Source organism: Bacillus sp. NMTD17 (assembly GCF_002998735.1).
Classification (GTDB): Bacteria; Bacillota; Bacilli; order Bacillales; family Bacillaceae; genus Bacillus.
The window spans coordinates 363932-376729 of sequence record NZ_PVRH01000003.1 but is presented as its reverse complement, the minus strand read 5'-3'; the positions used below and the strand labels follow the sequence as shown (position 1 = coordinate 376729).

20 protein-coding genes are annotated in these 12798 nt (G+C 40.7%); 7 read left to right on the top strand and 13 right to left on the bottom strand.

Annotated elements, in window-relative coordinates:
- Nucleotides 1–36: 36 nt before the first annotated feature.
- From bshB2 to rarD, 4 genes are all read right to left on the bottom strand, one after another.
- Nucleotides 37–702: a bacillithiol biosynthesis deacetylase BshB2 gene (bshB2, locus tag C6347_RS11690; protein ID WP_034660932.1), complete on the bottom strand. Its 666-nt coding sequence runs from the start codon at nt 700–702 to the stop codon at nt 37–39.
- A gap of 18 nt (nt 703–720) precedes the next feature.
- Nucleotides 721–1071, bottom strand: coding sequence for a YojF family protein (locus tag C6347_RS11685; protein ID WP_034660934.1), 351 nt, complete (start codon nt 1069–1071; stop codon nt 721–723).
- Nucleotides 1068–1349, bottom strand: a complete 282-nt coding sequence (locus C6347_RS11680; RefSeq protein WP_034660935.1) for a hypothetical protein — start codon at nt 1347–1349, stop codon at nt 1068–1070. Before C6347_RS11680 ends, C6347_RS11685 begins: the two co-directional genes overlap by 4 nt.
- A gap of 78 nt (nt 1350–1427) precedes the next feature.
- On the bottom strand, nt 1428–2333 hold the full coding sequence (rarD, locus tag C6347_RS11675) for an EamA family transporter RarD (protein WP_106071656.1): 906 nt from the start codon (nt 2331–2333) through the stop codon (nt 1428–1430).
- Nucleotides 2334–2428: 95 nt separating this feature from the next.
- On the opposite strand from rarD, the gene C6347_RS11670 reads away from it, so the two are divergent.
- Nucleotides 2429–2902, top strand: a complete 474-nt coding sequence (locus C6347_RS11670) for an Hsp20/alpha crystallin family protein (protein WP_060596556.1) — start codon at nt 2429–2431, stop codon at nt 2900–2902.
- A 40-nt stretch (nt 2903–2942) separates the two neighbouring features.
- Here C6347_RS11670 and C6347_RS11665 read toward each other — a convergent pair whose 3' ends face one another.
- Nucleotides 2943–3158: a hypothetical protein gene (locus C6347_RS11665; protein WP_034660939.1), complete on the bottom strand. Its 216-nt coding sequence runs from the start codon at nt 3156–3158 to the stop codon at nt 2943–2945.
- A 75-nt stretch (nt 3159–3233) separates the two neighbouring features.
- A complete protein-coding gene (locus C6347_RS11660; protein WP_034660940.1) occupies nt 3234–3566 on the bottom strand; it encodes a winged helix-turn-helix transcriptional regulator in 333 nt (110 codons plus the stop codon).
- A gap of 139 nt (nt 3567–3705) precedes the next feature.
- Between C6347_RS11660 and C6347_RS11655 the strand changes: the two genes are divergently transcribed.
- The 3 genes from C6347_RS11655 to C6347_RS11645 all read left to right on the top strand — a co-directional run bounded on the left by C6347_RS11655 (nt 3706) and on the right by C6347_RS11645 (nt 6256).
- Complete coding sequence (locus tag C6347_RS11655; RefSeq protein ID WP_034660941.1) at nt 3706–4323, top strand: nitroreductase family protein; 618 nt, start codon at nt 3706–3708, stop codon at nt 4321–4323.
- 236 nt (nt 4324–4559) lie between these two features.
- Nucleotides 4560–4763 carry a DUF3311 domain-containing protein gene (locus C6347_RS11650; protein WP_034660942.1) on the top strand — a complete coding sequence of 68 codons (204 nt, stop codon included), beginning with the start codon at nt 4560–4562 and terminating at the stop codon, nt 4761–4763.
- Nucleotides 4763–6256, top strand: coding sequence for a sodium:solute symporter family protein (locus tag C6347_RS11645; protein ID WP_034660944.1), 1494 nt, complete (start codon nt 4763–4765; stop codon nt 6254–6256). The genes C6347_RS11650 and C6347_RS11645 overlap by 1 nt, the downstream gene beginning before the upstream one ends.
- A 41-nt stretch (nt 6257–6297) precedes the next feature.
- Here the strand turns inward: C6347_RS11645 and C6347_RS11640 are convergent, their stop codons facing one another.
- The gene (locus tag C6347_RS11640) at nt 6298–7683 is read right to left on the bottom strand and encodes a S41 family peptidase (protein WP_034660946.1); all 1386 of its coding nucleotides are present in this window, start codon (nt 7681–7683) and stop codon (nt 6298–6300) included.
- 151 nt (nt 7684–7834) lie between these two features.
- Here C6347_RS11640 and C6347_RS11635 point away from each other — a divergent pair, with 151 nt between their 5' ends.
- Both C6347_RS11635 and C6347_RS11630 read left to right on the top strand, forming a co-directional pair.
- Nucleotides 7835–8533, top strand: coding sequence for a class I SAM-dependent methyltransferase (locus C6347_RS11635; protein WP_034660947.1), 699 nt, complete (start codon nt 7835–7837; stop codon nt 8531–8533).
- 92 nt (nt 8534–8625) lie between these two features.
- Entirely contained in the window at nt 8626–8877 is a 252-nt protein-coding gene (locus C6347_RS11630; RefSeq protein WP_003216113.1) for a hypothetical protein, read from the top strand.
- A gap of 46 nt (nt 8878–8923) precedes the next feature.
- Here the strand turns inward: C6347_RS11630 and C6347_RS11625 are convergent, their stop codons facing one another.
- The 5 genes from C6347_RS11625 to C6347_RS11605 all read right to left on the bottom strand — a co-directional run bounded on the left by C6347_RS11625 (nt 8924) and on the right by C6347_RS11605 (nt 11832).
- Nucleotides 8924–9754, bottom strand: coding sequence for a M15 family metallopeptidase (locus C6347_RS11625; RefSeq protein ID WP_060596558.1), 831 nt, complete (start codon nt 9752–9754; stop codon nt 8924–8926).
- A 68-nt stretch (nt 9755–9822) separates the two neighbouring features.
- Complete coding sequence (gene deoD, locus C6347_RS11620) at nt 9823–10518, bottom strand: purine-nucleoside phosphorylase (protein ID WP_060596559.1); 696 nt, start codon at nt 10516–10518, stop codon at nt 9823–9825.
- A 112-nt stretch (nt 10519–10630) separates the two neighbouring features.
- Complete coding sequence (locus C6347_RS11615; RefSeq protein ID WP_034660949.1) at nt 10631–10948, bottom strand: YodL domain-containing protein; 318 nt, start codon at nt 10946–10948, stop codon at nt 10631–10633.
- Between the two features lie 54 nt (nt 10949–11002).
- Nucleotides 11003–11611, bottom strand: a complete 609-nt coding sequence (locus tag C6347_RS11610) for a phosphatase PAP2 family protein (RefSeq protein WP_034660950.1) — start codon at nt 11609–11611, stop codon at nt 11003–11005.
- A 50-nt stretch (nt 11612–11661) separates the two neighbouring features.
- Nucleotides 11662–11832 (bottom strand): YozD family protein, encoded by a 171-nt coding sequence (locus C6347_RS11605; RefSeq protein ID WP_066030762.1) that lies wholly within the window; start codon nt 11830–11832, stop codon nt 11662–11664.
- Between the two features lie 119 nt (nt 11833–11951).
- Between C6347_RS11605 and C6347_RS19445 the strand changes: the two genes are divergently transcribed.
- Nucleotides 11952–12086, top strand: a complete 135-nt coding sequence (locus tag C6347_RS19445) for a hypothetical protein (RefSeq protein ID WP_258182067.1) — start codon at nt 11952–11954, stop codon at nt 12084–12086.
- Here C6347_RS19445 and C6347_RS11600 read toward each other — a convergent pair.
- The gene (locus C6347_RS11600; protein WP_012010279.1) at nt 12083–12763 is read right to left on the bottom strand and encodes a hypothetical protein; all 681 of its coding nucleotides are present in this window, start codon (nt 12761–12763) and stop codon (nt 12083–12085) included. The genes C6347_RS19445 and C6347_RS11600 overlap by 4 nt on opposite strands.
- Between the last annotated feature and the right edge of the window lie 35 nt (nt 12764–12798).

Sequence of the window (12798 nt, the reverse complement as noted above, 5' to 3'; positions counted from 1 at the left end):
AAAAAAGCAGCTGATCGATGTCAGCTGCTTTTTTATTTAGTCATTCCATTGGTACGTCCAGAAAATTTCTTCATCGAACCATTTTTGGACGACAGGTTCTTTGTTTTTCAGCTTCTGTTCAAGCTCTCTCAGCATGCCTTCTGTTTGCGTTCTATGCGCTCTCAGTGCATTTAATTTGATATCTGCTACATCTGTAATGTCGATCATAATATCTGCATTTCCCAGCACTTCTTCTCTATTTCTCGTAATGGCCATGCAGTATGTGACAGGACGGTCTTCTTTTTTCTTACGGTAAAGAGCGCGAATAACCGCTTCGCCTGTCGCATCATGATCAGGGTGTACACCGTGTCCTGGATAAAACGTCACAATGAGTGTCGGTTTGACTTCATCAATGATGTTTTCCATCACATCAGCTAAATACTCGTCGTCTTCAAATTCCAATGTTTTATCACGAAGTCCAAGCATACGTAAGTCTGTGATATCCATTTCTTTGCAGGCATTGATTAATTCCTGTTTTCTTAATTCAGGAAGTGTTTCACGATTGGCATATGTTGGGCTGCCCATATTTCTGCCCATTTCCCCAAGTGTCCCGCATGCATACGTGACTGGGATTCCGCGTTTTCTGCTTTGTGCAATGAGACCTGCAACCCCAAAGGATTCATCATCTGGGTGAGGCAACATCACTAGTACATGTTCGTTCATGACTCGTCACCCTTTCTTCTACACCTGAAATGGTGTTTCACTAATTTGTAATGAGATCGCTAGTTTTCCGTCTGGCAAGTGCCCTGCTAACAGCAGGCGGCCATGGTCATCAAACACATAATCCGTTAATCCTTCTGCGTAAATCCAGCCATCTTCTGTTTTCATTCCAACACGGTACGGACCTTGTCCTTTTATTTTCGCCTGTGAATAGACGACTTTCGCATTTCGGATATATGCCACGACCGTCATATTTTGTTCATTTACATGAGCTGAATAAGAACCAGTTGTCGTTTCAAGATGAACGAAAACTGGACGATTTAAAAACGATTCAAGATGTGTTGTGACATCTTCCGTTTGAATTGGTTTCATGAGTGGTTCCTTCCTTCATTTTGAATTAATTCTCGCAGCTTTTTTGTATGTAAGCTGATCAGCTGCAGCTGATGATCATGCTCAAGCTCACTTTCTAATATTCTCTCTACAGCGAGCACATATTTTTGATGGAATGATTTTCTCGCCCGCGGATGAGTGCGCGCATCGCTTAAATCATCACATATCGCCTCGAGTAAAGAAGACATATCATCGACATCAAGCTGACGATTTTTCCATAAAGATTGATAAGCGGCTGCAAGCTCATTGGCAGATGACATGTAATCACCTCTACAGTTTTGGTAACAACTTATTATGACATGATCCGCATTCAAAAAAAAGCAAACTGCTTGTTCCACTTAATGAGAATTCGCTGTTTTTTTCATGCGTAATTGAGAGGTAGTAAATAATAAAATCGCCACCCAGATACAAAGAAACGTCACGATTTTAGCTGAAGATAAATGCTCGTGATACACAAATAACCCCAAAAACAGCGTAATCGTCGGTGCAATGTATTGTAAAATGCCCACTTGATAAAGAGGAATTCTTTTTGCGCCTTCAGAGAATAAAAGAAGTGGCACCGCTGTAAAGACCCCTGCAAAGAATAAGAGACCAAGCGATCCGAAGCTGTTAGGATTCATTGTCACCACAGGTTCTTTTAAGAAGAACAATAAGTACACAAGGGCCGCCGGGGCTAAAAGCAGCGTTTCAATTGTCAATCCAATTGCACTCGTGAAGCTCATTCTTTTTTTAATCAATCCATAAAAACCGAAGCTAAAGGCAAGTAATATCGCAACGACAGGAAATGAACCGTACTGAATCGTGGAAAGAATCACCCCAGTGGCGGCAATTAGTATCGCAATGGTTTGTAATTTATTGAGCCGCTCTTTCAAGAAAATGATGCCTAGTAAAACAGAGACAAGCGGATTAATATAATACCCTAAACTAGCTTCTAGCACGAGATGGTGATTGACTGCCCAAATGTACACATACCAGTTAACCGAAATTAAAATAGCAGATAAAAGTAGTGAAAAAAGTGCTTTACCATCCAGCATGAGACCCTTCACTGTCTGCATCGCCGGCCGGACTTGTTTTAAATACAGAAGAATACCGCACATAAAAACAAATGACCATAAAATTCTGTGCGCTAAAATTTCGCCTGACGAAATATGCTCCATCAGTTTCCAATATAAAGGGAATAGTCCCCATAATGTAAAAGATGCTGCCGTATAGAGAACACCTTTTGATTGTTGCTGATCGTTCAATCTAACCATTCCTTTCTAAACCTATCGTATATTATAGCACGCACTCAGGTGAATGGGCATATACTAATTCAGGGCATTTAGAAAGGATGATTTGCATGTTTGACTGGAACCGATTATTCCCTTTTCAAAAGCAATTTTCAAAAGAAGCCTTAAAGAATTCAGACCCTAAAGACGTTGAGCAGTACGTCAATCAAGTGATGGAAAGTGTATTCGGCTCCAATTATCCTGCTCAATTCCCTTTTCAGGACCCACTCTCTCAACATCAAAAAACGAAAGAAACAGACGTCAAAAAAGAAAAAGAACCCGAAGTGGAAGTATTCGAAACCACTGATCACGTGTTCGTTAAAATTGAGCTTGCTCGGCCGAACACAGAAAAAGTAAAAATCAAACATACAGCCAACCTGCTGTTTATTGATCATTTTCCTGAGGAAGGCACGCAGAAGAAAGTTGTCCTTCCTGCTGCTGTAAAAAGAAAAGGAACGAAGGCTTCGTATCAGGACGGTATTTTGGAGATTATGTTTTTAAAGCATGATGATCCGGGGATCTCTGAAATCGATATTCCATTATAAAAAGCCTGCTTTCATATAGAAGCAGGCTTACTCTTTTTTCTTAATAGTATGGTGGATATCCGCCGCCATAAGGTGGTGGAGCAGGCGGTGGTGGCGGGTAATATGGACGGGGATAATTAAAAATCGCACTTCCTAAAAATCCGCCAAGCAGTCCGCCGACTAAAGGAGCGCCAAAACCAAAAAACAAAGGGACTCTGGATTCATATGGCGGAATGCCAGGGGCGCCGCCTCGGAAATACGGAGTATGAGGGTACATGCATTTCTCCTCCTTTGTCATGTGCCTAACATCAGCATATTCATCAGGAGTCAAAACGTTTGGGCAAACCTGAAACTAGGCTTGCTCCTTTTTTTCATGAGATTCTGTATACTCCCCTGCCCACCTAGATACCTCATGAAACACATTATTTAGCGCATTTCCTTTTTCAGTTAAACAATAAATGACTTTAACAGGCGTCTCAGGCAGAACAGTTCGCTCTATAATCCTTTCTTGCTCAAGTTCTTTTAAACGCTCTGCGAGCATTTTTTGACTGATAGATGGGATAATGTCCGTCATGTCTTTAAAGCGCTTTGGACCATCAAGCAATACATGAATAATGAGACCATTCCACCTTTTGCCTAGCAGTAAAAAAGCTTGCTGAATGTGTGGACATAATTGAAATTCCATAAATTTCAGCCTTTCTTTTCATGATTGTTTGACAAACTAACGGTATACAATTTAAAATAGCTCTAGTTACAATAAGTAAGTTTCTCACTTTTTTAGTTATTGTACCATACTATTTGCAAAAACGGGAGGAAATATCCATATGGCGACTGATCAAAAAACAATTGACATTTTAAAACAAAGAGCTTCAGTAAAAGAGTATGATACAACTCATGAAATGACAAAAGAAGAGTTAACAGAGCTTCTTGATATCACAACTAAAGCACCATCTGCGTGGAACCTTCAGCATTGGCATTTCACTGTTTTCCATAGTGCTGAATCTAAAGCGAAGTTACTTCCAATCGCTTACAACCAAAAGCAAATCTCACAAGCATCAGCTGTTATTGCTGTACTAGGTGATCTTGAAGCCAATCAAAATGGTGAAAAAATTTACAGTGAGCTGGCAGAACAAGGCTTCATTACTGAAGACATCAAAGAAACATTGATGACTCAAATCAATGGCGCATACCAAAGCGAGCAGTATGCACGTGAAGCTGCGTATTCAAATGCTTCATTAGCTGCTATGCAATTAATGATTGCTGCAAAAGCAATGGGCTATGATACATGCGCAATGGGTGGTTTCAGTAAAGACGCCTTCATCAAAGAATTCAATGTAAGCGGACGTTATGAGCCAGTCATGTTGATTTCAGTTGGTAAAGCAGCGAAAGAAGCTCATAAAAGCAATCGTTTCGACATCGAACAAGTATCTGATTTCCTTTAAAATTGGCAAGGCCTCAGCTTTCATGCTGAGGCTTTTTTTATTTGGTTTAAATATTATTCCTACATACTTTCTTTTCACTTTACCCCTTTTCACCTTCACCCTTTCTCCTTTTTAAGAATGAAAGCGTTATATTAGTATGATATTCGCCAAAATGATTGTTTTTTCTGAAAATGGTCTTGTGATCTAATCTGACAACTGCTATTATTATGAAATTACAAAAAATTCAGGAGGGAATCATGAATAAAAAATTGATACTGGCACTACTTATAGCGATTCCATTCATCGGACAGCTCGCACTGCTGCCCTTTGCAAATCGTATTCATCCATTTGTGATAGGGCTGCCCTTTTTCCACTTCTGGCTCTTACTATGGATTGTTCTCACACCAATCTGCACATTCATCATTTACCGGATGCAACATTCAAATGGAGGAACTGACTAATGCAAGGAAATTTAACAGCTTTATTGATTACTGCAAGTATTATTTTCATCGTCGTGGTCATCGGATTTGCCGCTGGCCGGGATAAATCATCGAGACAGTCAGTAGAGGAATGGTCTGTCGGCGGGAGAAAATTTGGCGGTCTGCTCGTCTGGTTCCTCGTAGGCGCAGATTTATATACCGCTTATACCTTTTTAGGGCTCACTAGTACAGCCTATACAGCTGGAAGTGTCGCTTTTTTCGCTATCCCCTATTCAGTTCTAGCGTATTTTATTGCTTATTTCTTCTTACCAAAGCTATGGACGGTTGCGAAAAATCACAACCTCACAACGCTCGCTGATTATGCACGTGAGCGGTTTGACAGCAAGCTGTTATCCAGTTTGATTGCGATTATTGGAGTACTTATGCTGATTCCTTATATTTGTCTTCAGCTGAGCGGGATTCAAGATACGTTAACTGTCGCTGGTACTAGTTATATTAATGTGAATGCAGTTGTTATTATTTCATTTATTTTAGTCGCACTTTATACATTTTTCAGTGGTATTAAAGGTCCTACATATACAGCCATTATTAAGGATATTCTCGTTTGGGTCATCATGCTGTTTATGGTGGTTTCACTGCCAATCATTCATTTTAACGGCTGGACCCCGATGATGAATACGTTAGCTAAGGAAGCGCCACAGCTTCTGACAATTCCTGACGGCGGTCCTAAAGGCATTTTATGGTTCATTACCGCTTCAGGCGTTTCTGCCCTTGCTTTGTTTATGTGGGCACATGCGGCAACTGGGGTTTTTACAGCCAAAAGTGCAGATGCCATCCGTAAAAACAGTATGTTTTTGCCTCTTTATAACATCGTATTGATTTTGGTCATCTTCCTTGGATTTATTGCCTTTTTAGTCTTACCTGAAGATACAAATCCAAGATTTGCTCTTCTTCATTTAATTCAAACGTCATATGGTGGTGTGATGCAGGGCCTCGCTTATTCAACAATTGCACTGGCTTCCCTCATTCCATGCTCGATCATGGCCATTGGCGCATCGAATTTATTTGCCAATAATTTATACCGTGACTTAATTCATCCGAATGTATCACCAAAAAGATTGACCATCATTACACGTTCAATGGTGTTTATCGTCATCGGACTGGCCCTTTTATTCGGGATGCTCTTCCCAACAGCACTTGTGACGCTTCAGCTCATTGGCGTTTCAGGAATGGTTCAAATTTTCCCAGCCATTGCGATCAGCTTGTTCTGGAAAAAACAATCGAGAGAAGCAACGATTGCGGGGTTAGTTGTTGGCATCATCGTCACCTTTACAGCCAATATCTCACAAGTCACGTTCGGTCTTTATGAAGGTTTTCTCGGTTTACTAGCAAACGTTGTGGTCATCTTGATCTTGAATCCATTCTTCCAAAAGCATGTCACAGACAATTCTGTCATAAATGATCTTTTTGAAAAAGATAACGAAAAAACAGAAGCGACTGTAAACAACGCGTAAACATAAAAAGAGCAGTCCCCCTTATGAGGACTGCTCTTTCTTTATTTCATTTCTTTTTTCAAAACTTCAATGGCTTTTTTCATTTGTGTATCATTGTTCTTTAGCTTATCTTGGATCTTTGTCATCAATACTGTCGTTGTATCTCCTGTCAGAATACCGTCTGTTTTCAGATCGTTGTCTGTTTGGAAGCGTTTGACGATAGACTGGAAAGCTTGATCGTACTCACCATTTGCTTTTGCTTTGTAGCCAAGCGCTTGGAACATTTTTTGAGCCGCTTTGACTTCATCTCCATTGTCATTCAGCTGATACGATTTTTTCGGACTTAAGTATGGCAGCTTTGCATAACTTGGGAGCGATGCTTTGACCTGTGGTTCAATTCCTTTTTTGTGAATCCAAGAACCATCCGGCGTCAGCCACTTGGCAATGGTTAACTTGACGCTAGAACCATCATTATAGCTTTGTGCATTTTGAACAGTTCCTTTACCAAATGTCTTTTCACCAATAATTTTGATACCTGAAGATTGGTGCAGAGCCGCCGCCATGATTTCAGCAGCGCTTGCTGAGCCGCCATTTACAAGAACAACTGCCGGCTGATGAACTTTACGTTCTTTTTCAGCCTTGTACTCTTCTTTCTTCCCTTTTTCTTCAACTTGCATGATGACTTTCCCTTTATCGATAAAGTCATTACTCATTTCAATCGCTTCTGTCATAATGCCGCCTGGATTATCTCTCAGGTCGATGACAAAGCCTTTTGCCCCTTTTTTCTCGAGGTCATCAATGGCTTTATCTAGCTCTTTCGATGTTGTTTCAGCAAAGGACGTAATTTGGATTTCTCCTATTTTGTCTTTTGTGAGTTTTGCATACACCGTTTCAAGCGGAATGGTGTCTCTTGTGATCGTCACATCAACATTGCCCACTCCTTGGCGGTTAAGGTGCAGCTTGACATCCGTTCCTTTTTTCCCTCTAATAAGAGAAACTGCTTTATTGACCGACATGCCTTTTGTGCTTTTCCCATCCACCTTTAAAATACGATCATGAGGTTTCAACCCGGCTTTTTCAGCAGGAGAGCCTTTAATCGGTGCGACAATTAAAATTTGCCCATCCTTCTCTTCTACTTGTGCACCAATTCCTTCAAATGATGATGAAATGGTGTTGTTAAATCCTTCGGCTTCCTCCTGATCCATATATGTAGAGTATGGATCATCAAGTGATGCAATCATTCCTTGAATCGCACCATCTACTAGTTTTTGATCATCCGTTTTTTCGTAATACTCATCTTTTACCTTCGTATACGCCGCCATGAGTTTACTAAACTTCTCGTCTCCTGAGACACTGACAGCCCCTTGTTTTGTGATCACAAATGTAATCGCAGAGGACAGGGCCGCTGTCACCAGAATGGCGATCACGAACTTAAATTGTTTTTTCAAAAAAACACCACCTTTATCTCCTTTCATTATTATCAAGGACGATGCTTCATCCGTCAACCAAAGGATCGAAGTTCTCTTTGAAAAGATAAGCCATTTGACCTTGCATTGCATAATCTTTAAAGAGGAACTTGATAAGGAAAGAAGGGATTTTATGAGTGATTATGTAGAAATGCTTGCCTATTTTGGCGTATCCAGTGCCCATCCTGGCGGAATTGAGTTAACAAAAACGATGCTTGAGCATATAAAATTGACGCCGGATGCACGTATACTGGATGCGGGATGCGGGACAGGACAAACGGCGGCATATTTAGGAAATATCGGTTATCAGGTAGAGGCGATTGATACACATCCTTTGATGATTGAAAAGGCCAACCTGCGATTTGAGCGAGAAGAACTGCCGATCCGCGCATTGCAAGCATCGATTGAACAGCTGCCATTTCCAGATGAAGCGTTCACTCTTCTCATCAGTGAATCTGTTTTAAGCTTCACAAACCTTCCTGCTGCACTTGCTGAGATCCAACGAGTGCTTGCCCCTGGAAGTCAAATGATCGCAAATGAAGCTGTGTTAAAAGCACCCCTTACACCAGAGGAGCTCGCCACCGTACGAGATTTTTACGGGTTCCACTCACTCTTTTCACTTGAAGAATGGAAGGAGCAGCTAAAAGCAGCAGGATTCCATGACTTTCGCATTCTCTCATTTGATGAACACATGGTACAGGAGGAGCCGACAGAAATGGAATTATCTGAACACATCCCGCCTTCTCTTTACGAAACGCTGCAAACACACTACGATCTGATTCAAGCGCACCGGAAGCAGCTAAGCCACATTCTATTTGAATGTACCGTATAAAATGAGCGAATCTCCTATATGTTTTGTCCAAACTCTATGAGGTCTCTCGCATAGGATAAGAGTGAAAAGAGTTTGTCATAAGGAGGAAAAATATGGAGCGCTATCAAAAGCTTTGTCAGCAGCACATGGGAAAAGTCGCTAGAATCACAGATCGTAATGGCAGAGTACATGTCGGACGCATTGAGCGGGTGACAAACCGTAAAGTGTATATTCGTCCAGTCGGCGGTTCTCGCGGCGGCTTTGGCTTTGGTTATTACGGAGGGTACTACGGCTGGGGTGCCGCTTATGGCATCGGGCTTGGTTTCATTACAGGTTTCGCATTAGCAGGATTGTTCTTTTTTTAAAGAATAAAGAAGGCCCCCCGAATAGCTGGGAGGCCTTTTTATTTGATTAGATTTTCTTCACTTTGTTCATGTACTCTTCAAATGTTAAATCGTGATCATGCATCGCTTTTGCTGCTTCTTTTCCAACATAGCGCAGATGCCACGGTTCATATTCATATTTTGTAATATCTTCTTTTCCTTTTGGATAACGAATGATAAAACCATATTTATAGGCGTTTTTAGCCACCCATTTGCCATCAGGTGTTTCACCAAACTTTTCAGAGATGTCAAAGCCGGCACTTTTTGAGGAAATGTCCATGGCAAGACCTGTTTGATGTTCACTTTCGCCTGGTAAAGCTACTGCTTCCTGCGCTTTGTCTTTGCCTTTTAATTTGACTTCACTATCAAAAATGACTTTTTGACGGTCATAGGAGCGATAGCCAGATACTGCAGCCAGCTCGAAGTTTTTCTTTTTCGCATCTTTGAATAACTTCTCAAGTGCTTCCGCTGCTTCTTTACGAATATATCGTTTTTCAATATCCTCTGAAAAAGAGAATTCTACTTTTGGTACAACGAGATCAGAAGGTTTATAGGTTCCTGGTAATGCGTATTCTTTGTTGACAAGAGCTAGCACGTTTGCAGGATTTTGAATGGTTTTCAACCCACTTACCACCTTGATGTCATTGAAATATTCACTCTTTAATGTCAGCTCTTGATCCGATGAATCTGCTGTATTGTTTGAGTTTTGCTGGGTAGATGAATTTGCTGCGCTCTTTTGTTCGTTTGTTTTGTTCGATTCAGATGTACCGCTTTTTTGATCCAGCAACTGGCAGCCCGATAGTGCGGCTGTCAAACCAAGAATCGATGCGATTGAGAGTATTTTATAGCTTTTCTTCATGACATACCTTCCTTTTGCTCTTCTAAAAAAATAAAGATGCGCTACATCGTAGCACACCCTTTATACTATTATAAAAGAGAGTCTAGTGCAATTAAGATCATTTCGTCAAATGTCGTTTGACGCTCTTCAGCCGTCGTTTCTTCTCCTGTGAGAACATGATCACTCACTGTCAGAATGGATAACGCTTTTCGATCAAATTTTGCTGCAAGCGAATAAAGAGCTGTTGTCTCCATTTCAATCGCTAGGATACCGTATTGAGCCATGAGTTCAAGTGGTTTTTCATTGTAAAATTGGTCTGCTGTAAATACATTACCGACACGTACAGCGACATTTTTTGCTTCTGCTGTATCGTAGGCTTTCTTAAGCAGTCCAAAATCAGCGCAAGGTGCGTAATCAATCGGTCCAAACGCCACACGATTCATTTGTGAGTCTGTTGAAGATGTTTGAGCTAAAATGACATCACGCACGTTGACATCCCTTTTGATAGCCCCGCAAGATCCGACGCGGATTAAGTTTTGAACATCATAGCTTTGAATGAGTTCATTCACATAAATCGAAATAGAAGGTACGCCCATTCCGGTACCTTGTACAGAAACGCGCTTTCCTTTGTAGGTTCCAGTATAACCATACATTCCGCGCACTTCGTTATAGCATTCGACATCTTCTAAATATGTATCTGCAATATATTTCGCACGAAGCGGGTCGCCTGGCAGCAATACCGTTTCTGCAATTTGTCCTTTTTCTGCTCCAATATGTACACTCATTTTTTAGCCTCCACTTACGTTTACTATGTGATTTATCCTATTTAGTATAAACGATTGAGCCTAAAAAAGAAAATACCAGCTGAAGCTCAAGCTGGCATCGTCAATCATCTATTTAACTCATCGTTATCAGTCGTTCACTGCGTTTCCATCCTGCCGGAAAAAGCTGATAATAGCACTTTCCTTTCTTCTTATCATCAATCACAACAATATCACCTGTTGTCATAAACCGTGCATTGTAATCATTAGGGACTGTATCATGTACATTAAATGTCGAGAATGCTTTTTCCAGAACATCCAGGTGTGTTCTGCCGCCAATCTTTGTCCGGTACACAGGCTGATGCCCGCTTGCAGCGCCATATTCAGGTGTCTGATAAATGGTTAAGTGAAATGCTGAAGGTTTCTTTTGAAAAAATCTCAACGTCAATTGCATTCAAATCCCTCCCCTTTTATATAAAATTGGCTGGGGTCTGTCAATTTCCTTCTTCTATTTTTGTCGAATGACAGACAATTTTTCGTCAATCTTTTTACAAATGAGAAATAAAGCAAGTCCTATCGCAAAACCGCCTGCAACATCTGTCAAATAATGAACACCGATATACATTCGGCTGATCCCAATCAAAAGAACACAGAACCCCGTGATCAAGTAGACGATTTTTTGTCTTTCTTTCAGCCATGGAATCATTTCAACTAATAGATAAGCTATAAAAGGATAGATTGTGGCTGCATTCATCGAATGTCCGCTCGGAAAGCTGTAATACGTTTCATTGACAAGATGATCAAAGGCCGGTCGCTCTCTAGCAAACAGTCCCTTTAGTTCATGATTGATGGTTTTTTCTGTGAGATATAATAGAAAAAGCATCATGATAGAGTAATAGCGCTTATACATGAATAGTACGACACTAAAAATGAGCATGATTGGGACGAGCAGCGCACTAATGCCAAAGTCCGTCAAAGTCAGCATGACATCATTTAAAAAAGGGAGTCTGATGCTCTCAAACCATAAGATGATCTGGTTGTCCAATTCTTGACCCGCACCAGATACCATGAGCGCAGCAATGGCGCCAAATAAAATCAAAAGAAATAGGATATACACGCGAAAGATTCTCCTCCCTCTCTCTTCAGAATCTCTTCAAAGTATAGTGCCTACCACGCCTCTTCTTCAACTATCATTGCTTTTTTCAGCATATATTCAAACGTAATGTCAGCCAGCTCAAACGTTTCCAGCTCAGCAGGTATGTACCCTCTTTTGACCAGCTCCATGTAGAAGAATTCCGCAATTTCCTCTGTATCAATCACCAAATCTGCTTCTTTCATTACATTCCGCCTCCTTTTTTATGATGTATGAACGACGCCTGTTTTTTATTACAGTTTGTCATAATGGCTCATTCCATACATATAAATGCAGTAAACAAAAAGAAAAGGGGTTTGAGGCAATGAAATGGTTAAGCATATTAGATGGAGAAACGTTTGATCAGGTGATGGGCCGTATCTTGAGGGGATGGTTTTATGTGATTGTTTTTTTCTGTGTGCCTTATTTTTTATTCGTGTTAGGACAAGTCTTTCTTTAACCAAAATGCTCGTGTAAACTTTCCAATATAAAATCCATCATATCTTTGTATTCTGGATCTTCGAAAAATTCGTAGAGAATTTTATAGTCATTATATATATCAAGAAGCTCATCCACTATAGATACAGCGAGGAATTCTAGTGAAGCTTCGCTTTCTTGTTTCTCTTCTAATTGTAATAGAGCCGTTTGAACCATATCTTCTTCCATTTCTTTTGAGGTTTCACCGACGTAATGCACAAAAAGAAGCTGATGAACGAACTGGTCCATCTCATACTTCCTCAGGACAAGCGTTAAGTCTTCCTCTTCTGTTTCCAGCCACTCTCCGTCCTTTAGCCTCGTGAGTTCGTAAATGACATCTTCCCAGCCGTCATCAAGGTATCGCCATATTTCAGTCCGATGGCCAATAATTTTAAATAGCTCTTTTCCGTAATCTTTTACATATACAACATCGCCAATGAGGAACTCATATTCAATGTCCAGCTTTTCTGTATCCACAATCACCCCGTCGTACTCATCGTAAAGCTGAAGTGATGTTTCAAAATAAAGCACCTCATTATGATTGACCTCATACAAATAGTGCTGGTCAATTTGATGGACTTTTGTAATCGTTCCGACTGTGCCGTACATGACAACGACGACAATATCCCCTACTTGATATTTTGGTGCTTTCGCCTTCATTCTGTCTCCCCCTTGCCCGACTTTTGGTCTTAACG